This window comes from Geitlerinema calcuttense NRMC-F 0142 (genome assembly GCF_030285425.1).
In genome coordinates this window covers 15,932-40,450 of record NZ_JASVEJ010000008.1, presented here as the reverse complement: position 1 = coordinate 40,450, position 24,519 = coordinate 15,932, and the positions used below count along the sequence as shown (strand labels likewise).

The window sequence follows — 24,519 nt, the reverse complement described above, 5'->3', positions numbered from 1 at the left end:
CCTGGTTAAATGCTACGGAAATTCCTCAACAGGTACAAGAAAAAACTCAAGAACTCAACCGAGAAATGACTCTAAAGGCTTGGGAAAATCTAACTCCCGTGCAGCGTTTCGCCTTAATTAAACTGAGTCGTCCCAGTCATGAAAATCATAACTTTTTACCAGCACTGCAAGAATTTAACTTAGCTTAAATAGATCAACCCTAATCCCAATTATACATAAGATTGAATCACAACGCGATCGCGCCCCAAATTCCATTTAGTCCTCCATAAAAGTTTTATTATCCGCAAATGGCAATTAATTGAGATGGAGTCGCCTTCATACTTGGCGTGAGCGAGGCAACCCCCAAACTCAACGTGATATACTGATTAATTGCCGAACTGCGATGCTTAATTCGCAACGTTTTGACTTGATAGCGAATACTTTCTGCGAGTAATACGGCCCCATCTAAGGACGTATTGGGTAAAATAACAGCAAATTCTTCCCCCCCATATCGTGCCACTAAATCCGCTGGACGTTTAACCACAGAACGAATCGTAGAAGCCACCTGTTTTAAACAGGCATCTCCGGCTTGATGTCCGTAGGTATCGTTATAAGCTTTAAAGTAATCAATATCGCAAATAATTAAAGATAAAGGCGCTTTTTCTCTACTCAAGCGTCGCCATTCCTGGGTGAGATATTCATCAAAGCGACGACGGTTGGCAATTTGCGTAAGTCCATCAATAGAGGCTAGGGTTTGTAATTCAGCATTGGCTTGTGCCAGTTGATAATAGAGTTCTGCTTGTTGAATGGCCAAATTAATTTGAGTCGCCAACTGTTCCATCAAATCAACTTCAATCGGTTGCCATTGTCGCATTTGATTGCATTGATGCATCACCAGCAGTCCCCAAAGTTTTTCGGCTTGCAAAATGGGAACCACCAACAGAGATTTAACACCCACCGCCTTGAGTAATTCAATATCTGCCTTGTGAAGGTTTGCAGTTTGGATATCGTCGCACGCCAAAAGCCGACCTTGACAAAACTGCTCAATTAGGGGAGGTTCAGTAAAAGAGAGGTGGCGAACTTTCCAATCGCGTAAGGGAAGATAGGAAGCGCGAGTATTGAGAGACTCCTCCACAATCAACGCATCCTTACCGGAGGGTTGAAAGCGGTAAATTAAAGCGCGATCGCAGTTGAGCAATTGCCGAATTTCATCGACAATATTCTTGAGCAGATCCTGAAGCTCTAAAGAACGATGGAGATTGCGCGTTAATAAACCGAGGAGTCGTTCGCGTTGAAAAAGCTGTTGCAATGCAATTTCTGCCTGCTTGCGTTCGGTAATATTATGTAAAACCGCAACCCCGCCGCGAATATCCTCTTGAGCATTGCGAATGGGTCTAGCACTCACGCTTAACCACAGTTCTCGGCTAGAATGACGATGGCGCAGGTAAATTTCTTCTCGCTCAATTTCTTCTCCTTGAGCTGCACGAGTTAAAGGCAAAGTTTCGCAAGTATAGCGCGTAATTCCATTAGAGTAATAGCATTCATAATCGGTTGTCCATTCAGCGATTGTTTTGTAGACTGATCCCTGAGCCATCATTTGCCGAGCTGCTGGATTAAACAGCAGAAATCGTCCTTGACGATCCACGACAATCACGCCATCACCAATACTGTCTAGAATAGACTGAAGAATACTCATTTGGTTGATCAAAGCAAGTTGAGAATCTGCAAGTTGTGCGGCTTGTTGAGAGAGTAAAACTTCATGATTGTGGCGTTTATGATTGTCCTGTTTCAGTTGCTCGTCTCTGAGCTGAATTTCATCGCTGAATAACAGGGTTCTATTTCCAATTTGAGTTTTGGCGTCTAACCTTTCCTCTAGATTTAAGGGATTAAGATAGAGATCGATATCTTGGCAAATTAAAAAAAGCGTCTTTAAAGCTTCAGAATAAGTAATAAGACTGCCACTAATCTTGACTAAAATTGGCTTGCCATCTTTGCAAACTTGCTGTCCAACCCAATCTTGAACGGCTGTTTGCTTCCTTTCTAATAAATCGAGTTTTTGGTGATAAGTGTCAAGATCGGCGGCGGCTACAATGAAATCAATCGATTTTCCCACTAATTCTGAAGCTTCATAACCTAAATAATGAGCGCCAAAGTCACTAATTGCTAAAATTTCTCGATTTTTGTTTAAATTTAAACAAATTCCGGGAAGTTGCTTGCAAACATTTAACGCACTCACAAAAGCTTCGCGATCGCTAGAAAATTGTGTTCCTACGGGAAGAGTCCAAGGAGACTTAACGGCTAAATCGTTGAATAAGCGATAAAAGTCAAAAGGCAAAGCGTTCATTGTCAAGCATTGATGAAATATTAAAGTGTTTTTATAAAAATTTGCAGTCTCAAATGATTCAGTTTTTCAAAACTGTGTTTCTACCCTAGCACAATCATTAAACTTGTCTTGCATTTTAATAAGTTAGGTTACAAAGTTAATAAAAAAACATACAAGGGTGACAAGAATAGGAAACAGCGATCGCCTTTTGGCAACTCGATGAGCCAAAATTAGAACAATCTTCTGAAATCCATTGAATTAAGGAATCACGAGAAATGACCGGGAAGAAGATTTTAATGTTGGTAGGTGATTTTGTTGAAGATTATGAAGTTATGGTTCCTTTCCAGGCATTACAAATGGTGGGCCATACCGTTCATGCCGTTTGTCCCGACAAACAAGCGGGAGACACGGTTCGGACAGCCATCCATGACTTTGAGGGCGACCAAACTTATAGTGAAAAGCCAGGTCACAATTTTACTTTAAATGCAACCTTTACCGATGTCGTCGCTCAAGAGTATGATGCTTTAGTTATTCCTGGGGGACGAGCGCCGGAATACATTCGCCTCAATGCTCGCGTTTTAGAGATAACCCGTCACTTCGCTGAGACAAACAAACCCATTGCGGCGGTGTGTCATGGTTTGCAAGTGCTAGCGGCGGCTGGAGTTTTAAACGGAAAACGCTGTACGGCTTACCCCGCCTGCGGCCCGGATGTCACCAGCGCCGGGGGACACTATCAGCAAATTGCCGTTGATGCCGCAATTGTCGATGGTAACTTAGTGACTGCACCCGCTTGGCCGGCCCATCCCCAGTGGTTAGCAGAGTTTCTAAAAATCTTAGGAACCAAAATCGAGCATCCACAAAGGGTTGCGGTTTAACTCTTCCTGAAGATGGGTGTCAATTTAAGCCAAAAACAACCCATCTTCAGCAGAAATGCGCCTCACAGCAGATGTATGAAGGGTCCTAAAAACGATACCTTGCGATCGCATAGGCTTGTTGTTAAGGACCTTCAACATTCATGAGTCACACTCAGGTATCAACCTCGTTTTGGCGAGATTCTCAACCCGATATCAATTACTCCCAACTTCAGCAAGATATTACGGTCGATGTCGCAATTGTCGGAGGTGGAATTACAGGATTAACAACAGCTTTACTCCTGCAACGTTCGGGCGTTAAAGTCGCCTTGCTAGAAGCTTCAACCCTAGGCTCTGGAGTGACTGGTTACACCACTGCTCATCTCACAGAAGTCCTCGATACCCGCTACAAAACCCTGCTTTCAGACTTTGAAGAAGATGTCGCCCAACTGGTCGCCGCCTCTCACCGCAGCGCCATTGAACGAATTGCTGATTTAGTGGTAGAAGAGCAAATCGACTGCGATTTTCAACGCCTGCCTGGATACCTCTACAGCGAGTCAGAAGAAGACTTAAGCACGTTAGAAGCCGAAGTCGAAGCGGCCCATCAATTAGGCGTTCGCGCCACGCTCACCTCAGAAGTGCCTTTACCCTTTCCTGTAAAAGCCGGTATTATCTTCCCCGAACAAGCTCAATTTCACGCCACAAAGTACCTCAATGGATTAGCCAAAGCGTTTGTGCGGTTGGGAGGACAAATTTTTGAAAATACCCGCGTTCTAGATGTTACTTTTAACTCAGAAAATGCGCGAGTTTATACGCAACTCAACACCGTTACCGCTCGCTATGTTGTCCTCGCCACCCATACCCCCATCCACGACCTCAAGCGCTTATCCGAACTCGCTATTTTTGCGACCAAAGTGTCTCCCTACCGTTCTTATGTCCTGGGCGTTCGCTTAAATTCTCCCCTACCCCAAGGTTTATTTTGGGATACAGCCGAACCCTACCACTATACGCGCACCTATACGGACGCCTCTGGAGAACTGGCGATTATTGGCGGCGCAGACCATAGAACGGGGGAAATGGCTGATACAGAGGAACCTTACCAGCGTTTAGAAGCCTATGCGCGATCGCACTACGATGTGGCTTCCATTGATTATCGCTGGTCGGCCCAACTCTACGAACCCATTGACGGCTTGCCATTTATCGGTCAAAGTCCGATCAACTCTCAGCTTTATCTCGCCACCGGCTTTTCTGGCAACGGCATGACCTTTGGCACTCTAGCCGCCATGCTCATTGCCGATCAAATTCTGGGCCGCAAGAACCCTTGGACGCAACTGTACGACGCCAACCGCATCAAACCCCTGGCATCTGCCCAGCAATTTATTGCCCATAATGTGGATGTTGCCACCCGCTTTATTGCAGACCGATTTAAAGCCGATGCTCATCAATTGTCCCAAGTTGCCTTTGATGAAGGCAAAATTTTAGATATTGAGGGCAAACAAGTCGCCGCTTATCGCGATCCGGAGGGCAACATTCAGACGCTCTCTGCCGTTTGCACTCACCTTGGTTGCATTGTGGAATGGAACATCGCCGAAAAAAGCTGGGACTGTCCCTGCCACGGGGGACGCTATTCTACCAGCGGACAAGTGCTGAACGGCCCGCCCATTGAGCCTTTAGAACCATTGTCCTAGATCGGATTCATGCAACAAAAACCTATTTCGTTTATTCTGGGATTAGTGTAGGTTTACGGAACTTTACACAATCACCCCCGGTTCTCTATGAAATGTATTATTACCCGTCGCGCTCAGTTTTCTGCAAGCCATCGCTATTGGCTGCCGGAACTCAGCGAGGCAGAAAATCAGCAAAAATTCGGCCCAACGAGCCGTTCTCCCGGTCACGGTCATAACTACGTCTTGTTCGTCTACATGGAAGGAGAGCTTGATGAGTATGGCATGGTGTTGAATCTGTCAGAAGTCAAGCACGTAATTAAAAGTGAAGTCACTAGTCAATTAGACTTCTCTTTCCTCAACGAGGCTTGGCCAGAGTTTCAGCAAACTTTACCAACGACAGAACATATCGCTCAAGCCATTTGGAAACGCTTGTCTCCCCACCTACCGCTTGTCCGCATTCAGTTGTACGAACACCCCGAACTTTGGGCTGATTATCTAGGAGAAGGAATGGAAGCTTATCTCACGATTAGCACTCATTTTAGTGCAGCGCATCGGCTGGCTCGTCCAGACTTGAGTTTTGAAGAAAACTGCGAAATCTACGGAAAATGCGCCCGCCCTCACGGTCACGGCCACAACTATCATTTGGAAGTGACGGTTAAAGGACAAATTGACCCCCGCACTGGGATGATTGCGGATTTAGCGGCGGTACAAAAGGCGATTGACGAGCATGTGGTTGAACCGTTCGATCATACGTTTTTAAATAAAGATATTCCTTACTTTGCAGAGGTTGTGCCCACGGCTGAGAATATTGCAGTCCATATTCGCGAGTTGCTGCAACAGCCGATCCGGGAAACAGGGGCGAAACTGCATAAGGTGAAGCTGATTGAAAGTCCGAATAATGCGTGCGAAGTCTATTGTACGGAACCGAACGAAGCCGCGACCTCTTCGCAGCAGCGCGAGGCTATTTTAGCGAGCGTTTAAGTTTAAGCGATTTTTTGAAGTGCGATCGCTCTCCCAATGCTGGCGAAGGGCGATCGCACTTTTCGCTATCTTAGAAAAAACTAACCGCGATCGCACCTATGATAGCTTTACCTGATTTCCGGATGAGTGTAGAAGAATATCTCGCCTGGGAAGCCACCCAGGAGAACGCTACGAGTATTGGGATGGGGAAGTTGTGGCGAGGAGTGGCGCAACGCGCAACCACAACCGGATTTCTGGGAACTTGTTTAAGCTTCTTGATGATGCTCTTGGCGATCGCAGATATCTATCGCCAAGTCCAATTTGAGGCTGAAGTGAGTGAAGCATGAAACTCTACGAACCCATTAACACCCTCAAAGCCGTTGCAGAGAATCTTTGGATTGTAGATGGCCCAGTGGTACGCATGGCGATGTATGGTACGCGCATCCCTTTTCCCACCCGGATGACGATTGTACGGCTAAATAATGGCGATTTATGGTGTCATTCCCCCATTGAACTTAGCCCAGAACTTCAACCCCAAATTGAAGCACTGGGTAAAGTTAAGCATTTGATTTCCCCCAATAAAATCCACTATGCTCATATTGGGGCCTGGAGTCAGGCTTATCCCAGTGCGATCGCATGGGCTTCTCCGGGAGTTCGAGAACGCGCTAAACAACAAAAGATTGAGGTTAAATTCCAAGCCGACTTACAAGAGAAACCCTCGCCGGAATGGGTAACAGAACTCGATCAACTCATCTTTCGGGGCAGTCGATTTATGGATGAAGTGGTCTTTTTTCATCGCCCTTCTTCTACCTTAATTCTCACCGATTTAATTGAGAATTTTGAACCCCAAAAAGTGCCTTGGTATTACCGTTGGATGTTGGCTATCGGTGGAAATGTCGATCCAGATGGCAAAACTCCCCGCGATTTACAATTCACCTTTTGGGGAAATCAAGAACAAGCCCGTCAATGTTTCCAACAAATGTTAGCTTGGAATCCTCAAAAAGTGATTGTAGCTCACGGTCGCTGGTATGAGAACAATGGCACCGCCGAACTTAATCGCGCTTTTCGCTGGTTATAGCGAGATTAAAACCGATCGCGATCGTGCGGTTCGTTAAAATCGATGTCAGGGCCTTTGGGGACAATGCGCGTTGGGTTAATGTGGGTGTGGCTCTTGTAATAGTGACGCTTGATGTGATCGAGATTGCAAGTTTCAGCCACGCCGGGGAACTGGTAGATATCTTTAAGGTAGTTCCAGAGGTTGGGATAATCGACAATCCGGCGAATATTGCACTTAAAATGCCCGTGATAAACAGCATCAAAGCGCAATAGGGTGGTAAACATACAGACATCTGCTTCCGTGAGTTGATTTCCACACAGATAGCGCTGTTTGGCTAACACGCCTTCCCAGCGGTCTAAATTGGCGAATAACTCAGTCACCGCTTCGTTATAGGCTTCCTGGGTAGAGGCAAAACCCGATCGATAGACGCCATTATTAATCGGTTGGTAAATGGCATCAATGGTTTCTTCTACTTTGTCTTGCAGTCCTTCGGGAAACAGGTCAACCTCAGATTTGGCATACTCCCCAAACTGAGTATTGAACATCCGAATGACTTCGCGAGATTCATTGTTGACAATAGTCCCTTTTTGTTTATCCCACAGAACCGGAACCGTGACGCGACCCGTATAGCGATCGCACGCCTTCACGTATACTTCTCTGAGATACTGCGCTCCATTGATGTTATCTGGGATACAACCTGGCCCATCGGAAAAGTGCCAGCCATCATCCCCCATTTCCGGATCGACGACGGATAGAGAAATGACCTCATCAAGTCCCTTAATCTGGCGGACAATCAAGGTTCGATGCGCCCACGGACAGGCTAAACTCACGTACAGATGATAGCGTCCGGGTTCTGCCTTAAAGCCACTAGAACCATCGGCGGTGACGCGATCGCGAAATTGGGTTGGCATCCGGTTAAACTTACCAGAATCGTCCCTTTCTTTCCATTCCGTATCCCATTCCCCATCAACTAGCATTCCGAGTGGCATCGTTAACCTCCAAGCAACAGTTTCGATCCAACCCTAAACGCCCCTCCATTGACATCCCCTAAAGAGAGGATGTTGTCTAAACCCAAGCTAAAAGGCTTTTTCGCCAACTCTATCCCCCAAAAAAGCCGATTTTTAGGCAAAATTAACGACTCATTCACCTTGGCTGAATGACCGCCATTTTTAAGGTCGCAAATGTGAGGAAACCTTGACGCTTCAAGGGAAGTTTACACTAAAATGATAGGATTAAAAATTGGGCTTAATTTTGTTCTCAACGCAGGGACAAAAAGGAGCATTCGTAACCCAATTATTGCCCAATTGTACCTGAAGGCCGTCAAGTTCAACGTTCCCCAACTCCTACCACTGCCAGTCGCGCGTTCGTAGGCGTCTACCCCATCTGCAATTAACTTAGAGTATGACTGAAACCATTCGCTTTCTCATGTGTCCTCCCGACCACTACGACGTGGATTATGTGATTAATCCGTGGATGGAGGGAAACGTCCACAAATCCTCGCGCGATCGCGCCGTCGAGCAGTGGCAAAAGCTTTACCATATTCTCAAAGATATTGCGATCGTCGATTTGGTCGAACCGGCTCAAGGTTGGCCCGACATGGTGTTTACAGCCAACGCGGGTTTAGTATTAGGGGATAACGTCGTTCTGAGTTGTTTTTATCACCCCGAACGCCAAGGCGAAGAACCCCACTTCAAAGCCTGGTTTGAGTCCCAAGGGTCCACCGTTCACGAACTCCCGCGCGATCTTCCCTTTGAAGGGGCAGGCGATGCCTTATTAGACCGAGAAGGACGTTGGTTATGGGCGGCCTATGGTTTCCGTTCAGAACTCGACTCCCACCCCTACATTGCCAAATGGTTAGATATTGAAGTTCTGTCCTTAAGACTCATCGACGAGCGTTTTTATCACCTCGACACCTGCTTCTGTCCCCTCACAGGCGGCTATTTACTGTACTATCCTCCCGCCTTCGATGCCTACTCCAACCGCTTAATTGAAATGCGGGTTCCCGCCGAAAAACGGATTGCGATTGGCGAACCCGATGCGGTTAACTTTGCCTGTAATGCCGTTAACGTTAACCAAACCATCGTCCTCAACAAAGCCAGCAGCGACCTAAAAGCACAACTCGGCGAACTCGGCTTTACCGTTATCGAAACCCCCTTAACCGAATTCCTCAAAGCCGGAGGCGCATCCAAGTGCTTAACCTTGCGCGTCACCGAACCCATCCGCCCAGAACTGCACGCCACCACCCAAATCGAAAGCCGTACCATCCAGATGAAAGGTCATCTACTGGATTCTGGCTTACTAAATCGTGCCTTAGATTTAGTCGTTGAAAACGGCGGTAGCTTCAAAGTCCTGAACTTCCAACTCGGCGAACAGCGTCAAAGCACCTCCACCACTGAGATTAAGATTTCTGCCCCTTCCCAGGATGTGATGGAAGAAATCATGTCTCAGTTGATTGACTTAGGGGCCGTTGCACCGCCGCAAGAGGTCTGCGACACTAACCTGCAAACCGTCGCCCAAGATGGGGTAGCGCCCGATGACTTCTATGTCACCACCATTTATCCCACCGAAGTTCGCGTCAACTGTCAGTGGGTTCCCGTGCAAAAGCAACGCATGGATGGGGCGATTGTGGTTTCTCAAATGGAAGGGGAAATTACCGCCTACTGCAAGCTGCTGCGCGACTTAAAAGCAGGCGAACAGGTGATTGTCGGCGTTCAAGGGATTCGCACCGTTCGCAAGGCCGAATCGCGAGAACAGCGTAACGCCCAAGAGTTCAGCTTTATGGGGGCGGGTGTTTCTAGCGAACGGCGCGTAGAATTAGTTGTCGAACAAATTGCTTGGGAATTGCGGCAAATCCGCGACCAAGGCGGTAAGGTTGTGGTAACGGCGGGACCAGTAGTCATTCACACGGGCGGCGGCGAACACCTCTCGCACCTGATCCGCGAAGGATACGTGCAAGCGCTACTCGGAGGAAATGCGATCGCCGTTCACGACATGGAACAATCGATGATGGGAACCTCCCTCGGCGTCGATATGAAACGCGGAACCCCAGTACGCGGCGGACATCGCCACCACCTCAAAATCATTAACCTGATTCGCCGTTACGGTAGTATCGCCAAAGCTGTAGAACAAGGTGCGCTGACGCGCGGCGTGATGTACGAATGCGTCAAGAATAACGTTCCCTTCTCTCTGGCAGGTTCCATCCGCGACGATGGGCCGCTACCCGATACGGAAATGAACTTAATTAAGGCGCAAGAGGAATACGCCCGACTGCTGGAAGGGACTGATATGATTCTGATGCTCTCTTCCATGCTGCACTCGATTGGCGTCGGGAATATGACCCCCGCAGGCGTGAAGATGGTCTGTGTGGATATTAACCCGGCCGTTGTGACAAAATTGAGCGATCGCGGTTCGGTGGAATCCGTCGGCGTCGTCACCGATGTCGGTCTATTCCTCAGCTTGTTAGTCCAACAACTCGACAAACTCACCAAGCCCTACAAGGTGGTTCAACCCGTCTAAAACCTTATCGAAAATTAGGACAAACTGAGGCTGTTCTCACTCGCGAGGGCAGCCTTTTTTACGGGCGTTACAATGAGGCTAATCCACCCCTAACCCTGATTCGTGCTATGGTTCAACAAATCGCCACAGAATCGATTATCTATCCTGACAGCGACGGTCAACCGATGGCAGACAATACGAAACAGTTTCGCTGGATCGTTGTTATCAAGGAAAACTTAGAATTATTGTTTGCAAATAATCCCGACGTGTTTGTCGCAGGCGATTTGTTATGGTACCCCGTGGAAGGGAATAATAAAATTCGTCAAGCCCCCGATGCAATGGTCGTATTCGGTAGACCCAAAGGGGATAGAGGTTCCTATCGCCAGTGGAATGAGGAAAATATTGCCCCCCAGGTGGTGTTTGAAATCCTTTCTCCGGGAAATCGCCCGAAAGAAATGATTCAAAAGTTTAAATTCTACGAACGTTATGGGATTGAAGAATATTATCTCTATGACCCAGATGATAATGAACTCAGCGGTTGGCTGCGTTCGGCGTCCGATTTAGAAATGCTTGAAACAATGGAGAATTGGGTGAGTCCCCGCTTAGGGATTCGCTTTCAACTGATGTCGGATACGCTCTTAATTTACCGTCCCGACGGACAACGCTTTCTCACCTTTGTTGAAATTGCCCAATTGCAAGCCCAAGAAACTCGACGCGCCGAACAGGAACGCCAACGCGCTGAACAAGAACGCCAACGCGCCGAACAGGAACGCCAACGGGCTGAACGGGAACAGCGACGCGCCGAACGGTTAGCCGAACAGTTACGGGCGTTAGGCGTTGAACCGGATTTTGAGGAAGATTAAGGCGCGATCGCTACAATAAAAACAACTCCAGCCACAAACCCAGCAGCATGGTACAACACCTCAAGCCAAATCCTGCGATTATCTACCCCGACAGCGACGGTCAACCGATGTCAGACAATACCAAACAGTTTCGCTGGATAGTGGTCATTAAAGAAAACTTAGAACTCTTGTTTGCAGATCGTCCCGATGTGTTTGTTGCAGGCGATTTGTTATGGTATCCCGTGGAGGGTGACAATAAAATTCGCCAAGCCCCTGATGCAATGGTTATTTTTGGCAGACCCAAAGGGGATAGGGGGTCTTATCGCCAATGGGAAGAAGACAATATTACACCCCAGGTGGTTTTTGAAATTGTATCTCCGGGCGATCGCCTCCGGAAAATGTTCAACAAATTCAAATTCTACGAACATTACGGCGTTGAAGAATACTACGTATATGACCCAGATACCCATGAGTTAATTGGCTGGCTGCGTTCGGGTAACGTCTTTGAAGTGGTTGAAGAGATGAACGGTTGGGTAAGTCCTCGCTTAGAGATTCGCTTTCAACTGACCTCTGATACTTTAGAAATCTATCATCCCAACGGACAACGCTTTCTCACCTTTGTAGAAATTGCCCAACTGCGCGAACAGGAAACGCAACGCGCCGAACAGGAACGCCAACGCGCCGAACGAGAACAGCGACGCGCCGAACGACTCGCCGAACAGTTACGCGCCTTGGGAGTCGAACCGGATGAAGGCGAATAACCCTCAAGCTACCGCAAATCTCAACTAGCTAAAAGCCCAGAGAGATTTTAGAATCGGGGAATTACTCTATTTGCCCGTACAAAAAGAAGATGCCAAGACCGACACAAGCGCATATGTCCCGAACCATCGGCAAAAATAAGCCTAGCGGCGTCAAGGATATGACAAAGCGCCAAATGGAATATTATATGGGTGCAAAGCTAATTGAAGTAGGAGTCGATCCCAAATCCGCCATTTATCGCTGGTCTGTAGAAACTCAGAATAACAATGAAGTTTGGACCTACAGCGCCTACTGGGGAAACTCAAAAGAAGAATTATTACAAAAAGAACAAGAAACCTCTAACAACGAGTAAGAAACTGAGATTGAGGGGTAAGAATTGACGAGGCTTACCCCTAAAGCTACTTCTTGCTTTGGAGAATTTTTCTGAAATTGATGTGGATTTGCTGAAGTTACTTATGGCACCTTTAAAGTAGGTAGCCCTAGGCAGTTGTAGATTCATAGGAGGGAGCAGCGTGAGCCTCTTTGGTAAGCTTCGCGGCGAGTTCATTGATATTATCGAATGGCTCGATCCGTCCAACGATACCCTAGCGTATCGGTTTGAGCGCTTTCAGAACGAGATCAAGAATGGCGCAAAACTCACGGTTCGTCCGGGTCAAACGGCGGTTTTTGTCAATGAAGGACAAATTGCTGATGTCTTTGGACCGGGGATGTACTCGCTGACCACCCAAAATTTACCCATCCTGAGTACGCTGCAAGGGTGGCCCTATGGCTTCAACTCGCCATTTAAAGCAGAAGTCTATTTCTTTAATACCAAACAGTTCACTAACCTGAAATGGGGAACGTCTAACCCGATTATGCTGCGCGATGCCGATTTTGGTGTCGTTCGGGTACGGGCTTATGGGAATTACAGTATTCGGATTGTCGATCCGGCAGCTTTGCTACAAGAATTAGTCAGTACCGATGGGTTGTTTCAGGTAGATCGCGTCCAAGATCACCTGCGTAATATCATTGTGACAGCGTTTGCCAGTTGGTTAGGGCGATCGCAAATTCCCATTATCGATCTGGCCGCCCACTATCGCGAACTCGGCGAACAAGTCCGCAGCGGCATTCAAGGGGAAATGCAAAATTTAGGGATTGAACTTTCTGGCCTGCTGATCGAAAATGTCTCTGTCCCCGAAACCGTAGAACAAGCCCTTGACAAACGCGCCTCAATGGGAGTCTTGGGCAATATGCAGCAATATGCCCAATACCAAGCTGCTAACGCGGTTGAACAGTCTGCCCAAAATCCTGGCGGCGGGAATTCTGCCCTAGACTTTGGCGTCGGGATGGCAATGGGGCAACAGTTAGCCAACTCTTTTGGTCAACAAACGCCGCACACCCCGCAAACGCCCCCACCACCCCCCACCGCCCAATGGTACATGGCGAAAAACAATCAACAACTAGGGCCGTTTAACCTCAACCAACTCTCTCAACAAGGTCTAACCGCCGATACCTTAGTGTGGCGTGCTGGGTTAGCAGAATGGCAGCCTGCGGTTCAAGTGCCAGAATTAGCTTCTATCCTACCGCCCCCCGTTGCGCCCCCCATCCCTCAACCCCAAGTGGCTCGCGGAGAATGGTATATTTTCCGCAACGGCGAATCCCTGGGCCCCTTTAACATTAACCAATTACCCGAACAAGGCTTAAGCAGTCGAACCAATGTCCGACGCGAAGGCGAAACCGAGTGGGTGCGGGCAAGAGATGTAGCAGAATTAGCTCCCTTGTTAGCATCCTTGGGAGAATAACATTCAGTACAGCGTGCCGAGTAAGGTTAAAGCGTGCAGAATACAAAGTTCCGTTGCTAGGTTCTGTGCCGCAGAGAATGCTGAGTTCATACAGAATATGCCATCCCCCCATTTCCCCATCCCCCCATCCTCTCTATGAATTCTCAACCCGCCACTCAAAAATTCCCTTGTTCGGGGTGTGGGGCAGATTTGGAGTATCATCCGGGAACCACATCGCTGAAATGTCCCTACTGCGGGCGCGAGGAAGCCATTTCTCAGACCCCCCAAACGGTAGAAGAACGGAGTTTTGACGCCCACGCCTATCAAAACCAAACCCGTTTTGCCAAACTCTCCACCACGGCGTTAGAAGTCCGCTGTTCCGACTGCGGGGCGAGTTTTATCTTTGAACCACCCCACACGGCCGGGAAATGTCCCTTTTGTGCCTCGAATATTGTGGCGCAACCGACGGAAGCCAGCCCAACTCTAGAACCCGAAGGCTTAATTCCGTTTAAGGTTAGCCAAAAACAAGCCCGCCAGCAGGTTCAAGATTGGCTAAAAAGTCGTTGGTTTGCCCCAACGGAGTTAAAACAACTCGCGCAACAGGAAAAGCTGCAAGGGGTGTATCTCCCGTTTTGGACCTATGACGCCCAAACCCACAGTACCTATCGGGGGGAACGGGGAGAACATTATTATGTGACAGAAACCTATACTGAAACCAATGCTCAAGGGGAAACGGAGACGAAAACCCGCCAAGTTCAGCATACTCGTTGGCATTCAGTATCCGGGCGAGTGTCGCGCTTTTTTGATGATGTGTTGGTTCCCGGTACGCAGTCGATTGAAACGCATCGCCTCGCCTGTTTAGAACCTTGGGAGTTAAAACAATCTCTGTGTGCCTATAATCCTTCTTATCTTGCCGGGTTTGAAGCCCAGCGATCGCAAGTCCCGGTTGAAGATGGCTTGCAACTCGCTAAAAATATCATGTCGGGTACCATCACCTCAGATGTCCGCTGGGATATTGGCGGCGACGAACAGCGCATTCACAATATTTCCACCACTTATAGCCAAATTACCTTTAAACATCTCTTACTTCCGGTTTGGATTACTGCTTACCGCTATCGCCAGAAACGCTATCAGGTGATGGTGAACGCCCTAACCGGGAAAGTGCATGGCGATCGCCCCTATAGTGTATGGAAAATTGCCAGCACAGTGGTTGCAATGGTTGCGATCGCCTTTTCCATCTGGGCATTATTTACGATTCCGTGGGCAAATATTCGCCTTCCTAGTCGTTTTCCAGTTCCCACTCAGCCTCAACGATAAGATTTTTCTTTGAGTTGCGAACTGTTACTGTGCTAACTTTTGGTCGGTCGATCTGCTACAACCGAACAAGGGTCGGCATCAAGAGAGCCAAAGTAGCATTTTGCGGGATGAATAGACAGATTGCCCAGTTTTTTTCTCCACTCAATCGCAGTCTAACTCAGCTAAGGCAGGGAAACGCGATCGTCATGATTCCCTTATCGTGTTTGATCGGCTCCTTAGCAATTATCGGTTGGTTGCAGTACAACACGACCAAAACAGAATCCTCTGTACAACACACTCAGCAAGTCCGCCTAGAAACCCAACACCTGCTGACAGCGCTGCTTGATGCAGAAACCGAGGTTCGCGGTTATTTATTAACCAACTCAACTCACTTTCTCGATCGCTATCAGTACGTTATTCAAACCATTCCCGATACCTTAAGCGATCTCAACGATCTCGTCAGCGATAACCCCTCTCAGCAACAAAAACTCCAAGCCATCCGCTACGAAGTGATTCAACGCTTGGATTCACTCGATAGAACGCTCGATCTCGTCCATTCTCAGCCCGATCCCCTGGAGTTAAACCGTCTTTTGTTCGCGGGATGGCAGAAAATGCAAGCAACCCGCAGCGAGATTGAAGGCTTTCTCCACGAAGAAGAACGGCTCAATATTCAACGCACTCAACGCTTGCAACAGCAGCGTGACTTAAGCGCGATCGCCCTTCTCGCCCTCGCGACGATCGGTATCGGGGGATCGCTGCTATCGGCTTATTTGCTGCGCCGCCTGAAACAAACGTTGCAAGAACGCGAAGAACGCTATCGTCAGTTGATCGAACTGTGTCCGGATGGAATTTTTCTCGAACAAAATGGCCAATTTGTCTACGCCAACCCCGCAACGCTACAAATTTATGGGGCCAATAGTCTGGATGAATTATTGGGTCAATCGGTTCTAGAATTCGTTCACCCCGATAGCCGTCCTACGTTTAGTCAGCGGACTCAATGTTTGCGCGATCGCCCCTATACGGTTCCCCTGATGGAAGAAAAACTCTTGAAACTGGATGGGGAAACGATTTATGTTGAGGCAACGGCTAGTTCGTTAATTGATGAGGGTCAATTAACAGCTCAATTTGTGATTCGCGATGTTACCGAACGCAAGCAAATTCAACAGGCTTTGTTTGAAAGCAAGCAGCGCCTCGATGGAATTCTCAGTTCTATTGAAGATATTGTTTGGTCTGTCTCGCTTCAACGCGATCGCTTGCTGTATTTGAACGTAGCGGTTCAAAATGTCTTTGGTTATCCGGTTGAGGCATTTTTTGAGCGCCCGCAGTTATGGATAGAAATGGTCGATCGGCGCGATCGCCCTTTGGTAGAAAACTTTAACCGCGTTTGTATCGAACAGGGCTATCAAGAGATTACCTATCGCATTATCCGACCTGATGGGGAAATTCGCTGGCTGCACGATCGCGCCAAGCTGGCTTACGACGATCGCGGGGTTGCTGTCCGCATTGATGGCATTGTTACCGATATTACAGAACGCCAGCGGGCCGAAGCCGAAATTCGGCGGTTAAATGAAACCCTAGCGCGTCGCGTGCAAGAAACTGAAACCCGCTATCAGCAGATTGTAGAACTCGCAGAAGAAGGGATTTGGGTGATTGATGGCAATGGCATCACCACCTACGTCAATCAAGCGATGGCGCGAATGCTAGATTACCCCACTGAGGAGATGATCGGGCAACCGTTGTTTAATTTTATGGTTCAGAGCGATCGCGATCTCGCACTCGCAAATTTTACCGAACGCAAGCAGGGCGTCGCCGCGCGGCATGAGTTTCGCTTCCAGACGAAAAACGGGGATTTTGTTTGGACGAATATTTCCACTAGCCCAGTATTAGATGAAAACCAGAGAATGTTATGGGCTTGCGCGCTAGTCTATGACATTACCGATCGCAAGCAAGCCGAAGAAGACTTGCGGCGCAGTAGCGAACGCATTAGTTTAATCAATGCCGAGTTAGCCCGCGCCACTCGCCTCAAAGATGAATTCTTTGCCAGCATGAGTCACGAGTTACGCACGCCTCTCAACGCGATCCTAGGGCTATCAGAAGCCCTGCTCGAAGAAGTTTATGGGGACTTAAATGACCGCCAAAAACGGTCTTTAACCACCATCGAAAAAAGCGGACAGCATCTTTTAGAACTAATTAACGACATCTTGGATTTATCCAAAATCGAATCCGGCAAAATGGAATTGCAGACCACTCGCCTTAACGTTAAAGCGCTCTGCGAATCTAGCCTTAACTTCATCAAACAACAAGCCCATCAAAAACAACTAAAAGTCAATTTAGACATCCCCGATGAACCCATTGAGATCGCTGTAGATGAGCGACGAATGCGGCAAGTTTTAGTCAATTTGCTGAGTAATGCGGTTAAATTTACCCCCGATGGCGGACAGATATCGCTCAAGGTGGAAGCGCAACCCGAAAATCAAACCCTCATCCTCAGTGTTGAAGATAGCGGAATTGGGATTGCACCCGACAATATTCCCAAACTCTTTCAGCCGTTTGTTCAACTCGATAGCAGCCTGTCTCGTCGCTATGCCGGAACGGGTTTAGGCTTATCTCTAGTGCGCCGTATTGTTGAACTGCATGGCGGTAGCATTTCGCTGGTTAGCGAAGTCGATCGAGGCAGTACGTTTACTGTTTCTTTACCGTGGCAAGCCTCGCAATCGCCGACGGAGGCTCCGATCTTACTTCCTAATATTTTAAGTTCGGCAAACATCAATCATGCCTTAATTATTGAAGACTCCGATCCGGCCGCCAAACAAGTGGCCCGTTACTTATCAGAATTGGGGACAAAAGTCTACATTCATCCCAGGGGTGAAGGGACTTTAGAAGTGGCTTTGCAGTATCTCCCCGATTTGATTGTTTTAGATTTAATTTTGCCAAATCTTTCCGGTTGGGAAGTGTTAACTCAACTGAAAAATCATCCACAGACGCGCCATATCCCCATTTTGATTGTCTCTGTGGTAGACGAACGCCAACGCGCGATCGCCCTTGGTGCTAATGAATACCTCGTCAAGCCGATTACCCGCCAGCAATTACAATCTTCTTTAGCCCAAATCTTTAGCAACCCTGAAGCTGCCTTGATTGTCACTGCGGTACCCGAAGCGATCGCAACTCCCCCCCTGATTCTGATCGCCGAAGATAACGAAGCCAATATTCTGACACTGCACGACTATCTACAAATTCACGGTTTTCGAGTGTGTTTGGCTAGAAACGGCTTAGAAGCCGTCTTGATGGTCACTCAATACAAACCACAACTCATCCTTATGGACATTCAAATGCCAGAAATGGATGGATTAGAAGCCATTCGTCGCATTCGAGCCAATCCAGAAAACGTCCAGATTCCCATTATTGCGCTGACGGCCTTAGCCATGCCCGGAGATCGCGATCGCTGTCTGGCGGCTGGCGCTCAAGAGTATATGACGAAACCTGTGGGCTTGAAAAAGCTAGTCCATCAAATTAATCAATATTTAAGTTCCTAAAATTTTGTCTGCTCTCTAGATCGAGAAGTACACAGGGAGCATTAATTTCGATATCGTTTTGATTGATAGCAACCTGCCTTTGATCCCCCAGCTTAAACCATGAACCCAGTGAGTCGGAACAGTATAGTCCTCATTGTCGATGATGAATCCTCTGGATTTGAAGTCATTGAAGCTCATTTATTCCGGGAAGCCTACGAGGTTGTTTATCTAGACAGCGCCAAACTCGCCATCCAACAGCTAGAGAATATCAAACCCGATGTCATCTTACTCGATGTGATGATGCCCGAACTCGATGGGATTGAAGCGTGTCGTCAAATTAAAGCCAAGCGGCATTGCCAACAGATCCCCATCATCATGGTAACGGCACTCAATGCCCCGGAAGACTTAGCCAGGGCCTTCGCTGCCGGAGCCGATGATTTTATCACCAAACCCGTCAGCGGCGTGGAGTTACGCGCCAGAGTCCGCTCCATGCTGCGGATTAAACAGCAGTATGATGCCCTAGAAGCCACTCTGCACCTGCGGGAAGATTTATCCAACATGATCGTCCACGATCTCCGCAATCCCCTAGCGAGTATTTTATTAAGTAGCGAATTGCTCTTGCAGTATGGGGTTGAGGGCAAAACGCAAGAGAAAGTTAAAACCATTAATCTCGCAGCGCGCCAGCTCAATAGTATGATTAACGATCTGCTGATTCTAGCCAAAATGGAGTCAGGACAGATGCTTTTGAACTTAGTAGAAGTGGATCTCAAACAATTGGTGAGTAAAACGATCGCGCAATTTGAGGCGATCGCGCAATCGAGAAATCAACGCCTGGTGAGCCACCTACCAGAACTAGACCAACCGATTCTCGCCGATGCGTCCTTACTGAGTCGGGTTCTAGATAACTTACTCTCGAATGCGATTAAATTCTCTCCCCGTCGCAGCACGATTACTCTAGAAACCCAGTATCTTAATTGTCCTCCTCCCCAACAGGTAATGATTCGGACATTAGACGAAGGACCGGGAATTGATGAAGCAGTAAAAGAGCGAATATTTGATAAATATGAAGTCGGAACCCTCATGAGTGGCGTCACGCAAGTGGGTTTAGGATTGGCGTTTTGCAAAATGGTGATTGAAGCTCACCAAGGTTCGATCTCTGTAGAAGCCAATCAACCGAAAGGTTCAATTTTTACCATTACCCTCTAAGGAGAGACAAACGGAATGCACTCCTCTGGCGTAACGCTGTGGTTTACAGGTTTAAGTGGCGCTGGCAAAACAACCCTCAGCCAAGCGGTTGCTGAAGTTTTGCGCCGTAATGGCTATCGTATCGAAGTGTTAGACGGCGATATTGTCCGGAAAAATTTGTCTAAAGGACTGGGGTTTTCTAAGAGCGATCGCGATGAGAATATTCGGCGGATTGGTTTTGTAGCGCATTTACTCTCTCGTAATGGCGTGATTGTCCTCGTTTCTGCCATTTCCCCTTATCAAAATATTCGCGATGAAGTGCGCGATCGCATTGGCAACTTTGTGGAAATCTACGTCAATGCGCCTTTAGATGTCTGCGAGGCGCGGGATGTCAAAGGCTTGTATAAACGAGCAAGAGCCGGAGAAATTCAAGGATTTACCGGCATTGATGACCCCTATGAAGTGCCTGTCAATCCTGAAATTGAATGCCGAACCGATCGAGAAACGGTTACTGAAAGCGTGGCAAAAATTCTTGTCAAACTCACTGAATTCGGTTATCTTGCTAGCGTCCCCCCCTCTCGTGAAGCTGAGTTTTTCACCTCAGACAGTCCTTAAGAAAAAAGCGGGGGATCGATATTGCTACTAAGGATGTCACAAAAGCTACTACATTCTCACCCACCCTCAGAATAGGATGGATGCGGAGCATCGTGTTAGCCTGGAATTTATTTCCTTGCCTTGAGTTCCCATGCTTGTTGAACGGAAAATTGCTAGCTTGTATACCGATGGTGCTTGCTCCGGAAATCCTGGCCCTGGTGGCTGGGGAGTAGTGGTTAACTTTAACGATGGTTCGGTTTATGAAATGGGCGGTAGCGCGGCTCAAACGACGAACAATCGCATGGAGTTACAGGCGGCGATCGCTGCTTTAAAACTACTTGCAGCTTCAGGACAATCTGAAGCAGTCAGCCTATACACCGATAGTGAATATGTCAAAAAAGGGATTACTCAATGGATTTCTAGTTGGAAAACAAAAGGATGGAAAACCTCCCAAGGCAAACCCGTTCAAAATCAAGACCTTTGGGAAACCCTCGATCGACTTAACTCCCAGCAAGTGCAATGGTGCTACGTACAGGGTCATTCCAATGATGTCTGTAACGATCGCTGCGATGCGATCGCCAGAGCCTTCGCAGGCGGCCAAACGCCCTCCCTGCGCCAAGCTGCATCAGTCGATTCAGTTAGCTCAAACTCTATTCACCCAACTGGTAACAAAACGATACAATCCAGTAGTGTCCCACTTGATGCTGTTATGACAGATTCACTTGCCACACCGACAGCGGAATTTCTCGATAACCCCCCCCGTGAAGTGAGAGTTGCTCAACTCCGCAACCTCATGGAAACCCTGCAAATGGCGGAAGAAGTCGCCAGCAAAGGCTACTTAATCACCAGTTCAGAACTTGCAGATTTAATGGATGTCAACGCCAGCGCCGTCACCAGTCGCGGCGATAACTGGGTTTGGCGAAATTGGGTGGTTTCCCGCGTTCGTCGCGAAGGAAATCAAATTCTCTGGCAACTCGAACGAGTTGATTAGCCAGTCATTAAAGCATGGGTCATTCTTCTTAACGTACAATCTGCTAACCGAGCGTCACATCTAAAAACATCATGATAACGAAGCCGATCATCACTCCAGCAGTGGCTTCTTTTTCGCAACCTAACCGATGAGATTCTGGGATAATTTCATCGCTAATCACAAATAGCATTGCTCCGGCAGCAAATGCCATCGCCCACGGTAAAACGCCTTGAGCCACTGAGACAATACTTGCCCCAACAATTCCCCCCATTGGTTCAACTAATCCAGTGAAGAGGGCAATTAAAAACGCCGTCCGCCGGGAGTATTTTTCAGTGGCTAGGGCGATCGCCACCACAAATCCTTCAGGAATATTTTGCAAACCAATGCCCAGAGTTAGGGCAATTCCATTACTAATTTGTTCGCCACCAAATCCAACCCCCACCGCTAAACCTTCCGGGAAGTTGTGAATAGTAATGGCCAGAATAAACAGCCAAATCCGCTTTAAACGAGTTGTACTGGCACCTTCAGGCCCTTTAACAAAATGCTCGTGGGGCATATAGCGGTGGGCTAACCCAAGAAAAATTCCCCCGATTAAAATTCCAATCGCTACAACCAAAGCTGCAAATAGGCGATTTCCCTGTTGTTCTACCCCAGCTTCTATTGCAGGCACAATTAAGGAAAAAGAGGTGGCTGCCAGCATCACACCCGCCCCAAATCCTAACAAAATTCCTTGAACTCGCTGGGTAATCTCGTTAAAAAAGAAGATGGGTAATGCTCCTACTCCGGTTCCTAAACCAGCCAGCAAACTACCCAATAAACCCAGATATAAAACGGGGATCTCATCTAAGGAAGGCATAGAGCGGCGATTGAGTGCTTTTTATTGGGCTTGATACTCCCTCCCGCGCCATTGAATGGAACTTTGGGTTGAAGATAGCCAAATGCGGAGAAATGCGAGGGGATCGGCGAGGGGGGAAAACCAGAATAGCCAAGGATACTGGGCGTCTTGACGATCGTAAGCAGAGGCGATCGCACCGCCTAGGGCAAAGCGAATGAAGACTAAAAAGCCATTGAGTCCCAAGGCATAGCCGAGAATGGGGCTAGCACTTCCCCCCAGTTGCCAGAACAGGAGCAAAGCCATCATGGGTAGGGGCAAACCCTGAACGGCGAACAGAAAGGCTAAATCTTGCCAGAGCTGGGGACGACTCGAAGCGTCTTTGAGATCGAGCGATCGCCCCCAGCCTTGCCAGGTATCCCAAGCGCCATCATACATCCGGACTTTTAAAACCTGAGAACCATCCAGAAAGCCGACCTTGTAACCCTGTTGCGCCGCGTACCGGGCGAGGGTGACATCATCGCAAAAGGAGGAACGGGCGATCGCACAACCGCCCAATGCTTCCAAAACGGACCGACGGCACAAAAAGCACTGACCGTTCGCCATCACTCGTTCGGGCGTTTCAGGGGTTCCGGTTGGGCCAAAGCGATACACCAACGTCATTAATAACGCTGGCTGTAATAAAAGTTCCCCAGGGTATTTCAAAATAAACCGAGGAGACAGGGAAACCAGATCGTATCCCTGGGCTTGAGCCACCTCTAGCAAGCCCGCCACTAAACCGGGATGCGGTTGAGTATCGGCATCTAACCCTAAAATCCATTCGCTTTTTGGGTTGCTCGCCAGATAACCCGTATGCAAGGCCCACGGACGCCCCACCCAGCCTGGGGGCAGGGGGTCATCTTGAATGAGCCGAAACCGAGGATCTTGCTCTCCGGCAGCTTTAACTAGTTCTGGGGTACCGTCTTGGGAGTGGCTATCGACAACGATCGCTTCTCGCAACTCGTAACTTTGCCGACTTAACCCCACCAGCAAGGGAGAAATCCGTTGAGCCTCGTTAAGGGTGGGAACGACGGCGCTAACGGTTCCGATATCTTGGGGTTGGGATGGGCGCGGTTGAATGGGCGGATAGCGAGTGGGGCCTTTGAGCAAGCGAGACAGCAGCAGCGCGATCGCGGGAAGTTGAATGAGGAGTAACAGCAGCTCGCACGCCCCCTGGATGGTTGGTCGGTCTATCACGACGGATGCACTCACTACTTGGCGGCCACTTTGAGAGGAGCGGGGGTGACTTCCCGTTGGTTGGCGCGTAAAACGGTATTGCCTTCGCCTAAGCTGGGTTTGGCTGCCCACCAAAGCGCGACTGCTGGAACGACGCCGACTAGGACGCCTAAGCCCACTGGAACCCAAAAGCCGGCCGCTAAACTCATAATGCCGCCAAAGGCAAAGTTACTTAAGTACACGACTAAGGCGAAGTTGAGTTGCGATCGCGTTAAGCCCAATTCGGTTTTTTTCCACAATAGGGTTGCCACGCTCATAAAGATGACTCCGGTTCCCATCCAGCCCGCAAAGTTCTGGTAGGGCATCCCGAAGAATGCGCCGGGTTGCTTCCACGTCCAGAAGGGGGTCATGGTTTGGCTCATTGCTGGATCGAGGACGAAATCCCAGGAGGTGAGCAACAAAGCACCCAGGGCGATCGCTGCCGGGAAAGCCAGCCAGCGGGGTGCTTTACGGGCTTCTAACCCAGAACGGGCAATTAAATAAGAGACTAAGCCCAGGTAAAACCAGGATAGGGGAATGGTGAAGGGAACTAAACCCGCGACTTTATACCCCAAGCCGCTGAGGTATTGATAATGACCGAAGGGAAATCCGGTGCTAGTACCGAGCAGTTCGCTACTTAGGGAAATGGCAACCGAAGGCACCATAAACGCCAGCCACGGGCCAAGTCCGAGGATGCGGTAAGCGTACAGGGCTACGGCGATCGCACCCAGGATGATGTACGCGACTCCCCCACCTGCCATGCTCCACTGCATGGCGGTTTGTCCGATGGGAGGTAAGTTCATAATCAGTTCTGTGTTGGGCAGGATGACTAACAAGCCCACCAAACCAAACACGAGGGCAACAATGTGACCGATTAAGCAGAAGCGCTCTGCTAGCAATACTTGTTTCATAAAACTCCTCAATTCGCGGTCATTCCGGCTAGGCGTTTCCTAACAGTTTACAAAGATTTGCCAAACTGCTTAGGGGTTGCCAGCGAGCTAAGTTTGTCTAAGTCTAAATGCCGTGAGGCTTAGAAGCTATTTTTCACCCAAAATTTTCCGGGTTCTGGGTAAAGTTACGCGGCACAGTTTGAATCATTATTTTACAAAATATTAAGCACTGTAAAGAGGTAAGGCGAGAAGTTTTCCCCAGAGTTGCCGGAAAAGGCCGGAAGTTTTTTGAA

20 protein-coding genes and 1 pseudogene are annotated in these 24,519 nt (G+C 48.4%); 16 read left to right on the top strand and 5 right to left on the bottom strand.

Annotation, left to right across the window (positions count from 1 at the left end):
• Positions 1-188, top strand: a 188-nt coding sequence (locus QQ055_RS02300) for a nitrate reductase associated protein (protein ID WP_286004162.1), incomplete at its 5' end; no start/stop codon positions are given.
• A gap of 89 nt (positions 189-277) precedes the next feature.
• Here the strand turns inward: QQ055_RS02300 and QQ055_RS02295 are convergent.
• Positions 278-2,323, bottom strand: a complete 2,046-nt coding sequence (locus QQ055_RS02295; RefSeq protein ID WP_286004161.1) for a diguanylate cyclase domain-containing protein — start codon at positions 2,321-2,323, stop codon at positions 278-280.
• Positions 2,324-2,577: 254 nt separating this feature from the next.
• On the opposite strand from QQ055_RS02295, the gene QQ055_RS02290 reads away from it, so the two are divergent.
• From QQ055_RS02290 to QQ055_RS02270, 5 genes and pseudogenes are all read left to right on the top strand, one after another.
• Positions 2,578-3,177: a DJ-1/PfpI family protein gene (locus QQ055_RS02290; protein ID WP_069966858.1), complete on the top strand. Its 600-nt coding sequence runs from the start codon at positions 2,578-2,580 to the stop codon at positions 3,175-3,177.
• A gap of 140 nt (positions 3,178-3,317) precedes the next feature.
• Positions 3,318-4,841, top strand: a complete 1,524-nt coding sequence (locus QQ055_RS02285) for an FAD-dependent oxidoreductase (RefSeq protein WP_284476353.1) — start codon at positions 3,318-3,320, stop codon at positions 4,839-4,841.
• An 87-nt stretch (positions 4,842-4,928) separates the two neighbouring features.
• The gene (locus QQ055_RS02280; protein WP_069966860.1) at positions 4,929-5,801 is read left to right on the top strand and encodes a 6-carboxytetrahydropterin synthase; all 873 of its coding nucleotides are present in this window, start codon (positions 4,929-4,931) and stop codon (positions 5,799-5,801) included.
• Positions 5,802-5,899: 98 nt separating this feature from the next.
• A pseudogene (locus QQ055_RS10775) lies at positions 5,900-6,078 on the top strand (Uma2 family endonuclease); the annotation flags it as partial.
• A gap of 45 nt (positions 6,079-6,123) precedes the next feature.
• Positions 6,124-6,858: a DUF4336 domain-containing protein gene (locus QQ055_RS02270; RefSeq protein ID WP_284476351.1), complete on the top strand. Its 735-nt coding sequence runs from the start codon at positions 6,124-6,126 to the stop codon at positions 6,856-6,858.
• 5 nt (positions 6,859-6,863) lie between these two features.
• On the opposite strand, the gene QQ055_RS02265 is transcribed toward QQ055_RS02270, so the two are convergent.
• Positions 6,864-7,826, bottom strand: coding sequence for a glutathione S-transferase family protein (locus QQ055_RS02265; RefSeq protein WP_284476350.1), 963 nt, complete (start codon positions 7,824-7,826; stop codon positions 6,864-6,866).
• Between the two features lie 412 nt (positions 7,827-8,238).
• On the opposite strand from QQ055_RS02265, the gene argZ reads away from it, so the two are divergent.
• The 10 genes from argZ to rnhA all read left to right on the top strand — a co-directional run bounded on the left by argZ (position 8,239) and on the right by rnhA (position 21,271).
• Entirely contained in the window at positions 8,239-10,353 is a 2,115-nt protein-coding gene (argZ, locus tag QQ055_RS02260) for a bifunctional arginine dihydrolase/ornithine cyclodeaminase (RefSeq protein WP_069966866.1), read from the top strand.
• A gap of 107 nt (positions 10,354-10,460) precedes the next feature.
• Entirely contained in the window at positions 10,461-11,195 is a 735-nt protein-coding gene (locus tag QQ055_RS02255; protein WP_284476349.1) for a Uma2 family endonuclease, read from the top strand.
• A gap of 47 nt (positions 11,196-11,242) precedes the next feature.
• Positions 11,243-11,935 carry a Uma2 family endonuclease gene (locus tag QQ055_RS02250; RefSeq protein WP_284476348.1) on the top strand — a complete coding sequence of 231 codons (693 nt, stop codon included), beginning with the start codon at positions 11,243-11,245 and terminating at the stop codon, positions 11,933-11,935.
• An 89-nt stretch (positions 11,936-12,024) separates the two neighbouring features.
• Positions 12,025-12,285: a hypothetical protein gene (locus QQ055_RS02245; RefSeq protein ID WP_069966870.1), complete on the top strand. Its 261-nt coding sequence runs from the start codon at positions 12,025-12,027 to the stop codon at positions 12,283-12,285.
• A gap of 160 nt (positions 12,286-12,445) precedes the next feature.
• Complete coding sequence (locus tag QQ055_RS02240) at positions 12,446-13,714, top strand: SPFH domain-containing protein (RefSeq protein WP_284476347.1); 1,269 nt, start codon at positions 12,446-12,448, stop codon at positions 13,712-13,714.
• A 135-nt stretch (positions 13,715-13,849) separates the two neighbouring features.
• Complete coding sequence (locus tag QQ055_RS02235; protein WP_284476346.1) at positions 13,850-15,010, top strand: TFIIB-type zinc ribbon-containing protein; 1,161 nt, start codon at positions 13,850-13,852, stop codon at positions 15,008-15,010.
• Positions 15,011-15,117: 107 nt separating this feature from the next.
• A complete protein-coding gene (locus tag QQ055_RS02230; protein WP_284476345.1) occupies positions 15,118-18,522 on the top strand; it encodes a PAS domain S-box protein in 3,405 nt (1,134 codons plus the stop codon).
• 99 nt (positions 18,523-18,621) lie between these two features.
• Complete coding sequence (locus QQ055_RS02225) at positions 18,622-19,707, top strand: hybrid sensor histidine kinase/response regulator (protein WP_284476344.1); 1,086 nt, start codon at positions 18,622-18,624, stop codon at positions 19,705-19,707.
• Positions 19,708-19,722: 15 nt separating this feature from the next.
• Positions 19,723-20,301, top strand: a complete 579-nt coding sequence (gene cysC / locus QQ055_RS02220) for an adenylyl-sulfate kinase (protein ID WP_286004160.1) — start codon at positions 19,723-19,725, stop codon at positions 20,299-20,301.
• Positions 20,302-20,431: 130 nt separating this feature from the next.
• Complete coding sequence (gene rnhA / locus QQ055_RS02215) at positions 20,432-21,271, top strand: ribonuclease HI (RefSeq protein ID WP_069966876.1); 840 nt, start codon at positions 20,432-20,434, stop codon at positions 21,269-21,271.
• Positions 21,272-21,314: 43 nt separating this feature from the next.
• Here rnhA and QQ055_RS02210 read toward each other — a convergent pair whose 3' ends face one another.
• The 3 genes from QQ055_RS02210 to cruF are packed head-to-tail and all read right to left on the bottom strand — an operon-like array spanning position 21,315 to position 24,247.
• A complete protein-coding gene (locus tag QQ055_RS02210; RefSeq protein ID WP_284476341.1) occupies positions 21,315-22,106 on the bottom strand; it encodes a ZIP family metal transporter in 792 nt (263 codons plus the stop codon).
• 21 nt (positions 22,107-22,127) lie between these two features.
• Positions 22,128-23,318, bottom strand: coding sequence for a 2'-O-glycosyltransferase CruG (gene cruG / locus QQ055_RS02205; protein WP_286004159.1), 1,191 nt, complete (start codon positions 23,316-23,318; stop codon positions 22,128-22,130).
• A gap of 14 nt (positions 23,319-23,332) precedes the next feature.
• Positions 23,333-24,247, bottom strand: a complete 915-nt coding sequence (gene cruF / locus QQ055_RS02200; RefSeq protein WP_069966878.1) for a gamma-carotene 1'-hydroxylase CruF — start codon at positions 24,245-24,247, stop codon at positions 23,333-23,335.
• Positions 24,248-24,519 lie beyond the last annotated feature (272 nt).

Coding starts and splice junctions, on each gene's coding strand:
- QQ055_RS02285 (WP_284476353.1), top strand. CDS start 3,318: ATGAGTCACACTCAGGTATCAACCTCGTTTTGGCGAGATTCTCAACCC.
- QQ055_RS02235 (WP_284476346.1), top strand. CDS start 13,850: ATGAATTCTCAACCCGCCACTCAAAAATTCCCTTGTTCGGGGTGTGGG.
- QQ055_RS02265 (WP_284476350.1), bottom strand. CDS start 7,826: ATGCCACTCGGAATGCTAGTTGATGGGGAATGGGATACGGAATGGAAA.
- QQ055_RS02270 (WP_284476351.1), top strand. CDS start 6,124: ATGAAACTCTACGAACCCATTAACACCCTCAAAGCCGTTGCAGAGAAT.
- QQ055_RS02255 (WP_284476349.1), top strand. CDS start 10,461: ATGGTTCAACAAATCGCCACAGAATCGATTATCTATCCTGACAGCGAC.
- QQ055_RS02295 (WP_286004161.1), bottom strand. CDS start 2,323: ATGAACGCTTTGCCTTTTGACTTTTATCGCTTATTCAACGATTTAGCC.
- QQ055_RS02290 (WP_069966858.1), top strand. CDS start 2,578: ATGACCGGGAAGAAGATTTTAATGTTGGTAGGTGATTTTGTTGAAGAT.
- cysC (WP_286004160.1), top strand. CDS start 19,723: ATGCACTCCTCTGGCGTAACGCTGTGGTTTACAGGTTTAAGTGGCGCT.
- argZ (WP_069966866.1), top strand. CDS start 8,239: ATGACTGAAACCATTCGCTTTCTCATGTGTCCTCCCGACCACTACGAC.
- QQ055_RS02210 (WP_284476341.1), bottom strand. CDS start 22,106: ATGCCTTCCTTAGATGAGATCCCCGTTTTATATCTGGGTTTATTGGGT.
- cruF (WP_069966878.1), bottom strand. CDS start 24,247: ATGAAACAAGTATTGCTAGCAGAGCGCTTCTGCTTAATCGGTCACATT.
- QQ055_RS02225 (WP_284476344.1), top strand. CDS start 18,622: ATGAACCCAGTGAGTCGGAACAGTATAGTCCTCATTGTCGATGATGAA.
- QQ055_RS02245 (WP_069966870.1), top strand. CDS start 12,025: ATGCCAAGACCGACACAAGCGCATATGTCCCGAACCATCGGCAAAAAT.
- QQ055_RS02250 (WP_284476348.1), top strand. CDS start 11,243: ATGGTACAACACCTCAAGCCAAATCCTGCGATTATCTACCCCGACAGC.
- QQ055_RS02280 (WP_069966860.1), top strand. CDS start 4,929: ATGAAATGTATTATTACCCGTCGCGCTCAGTTTTCTGCAAGCCATCGC.
- rnhA (WP_069966876.1), top strand. CDS start 20,432: ATGCTTGTTGAACGGAAAATTGCTAGCTTGTATACCGATGGTGCTTGC.
- QQ055_RS02230 (WP_284476345.1), top strand. CDS start 15,118: ATGAATAGACAGATTGCCCAGTTTTTTTCTCCACTCAATCGCAGTCTA.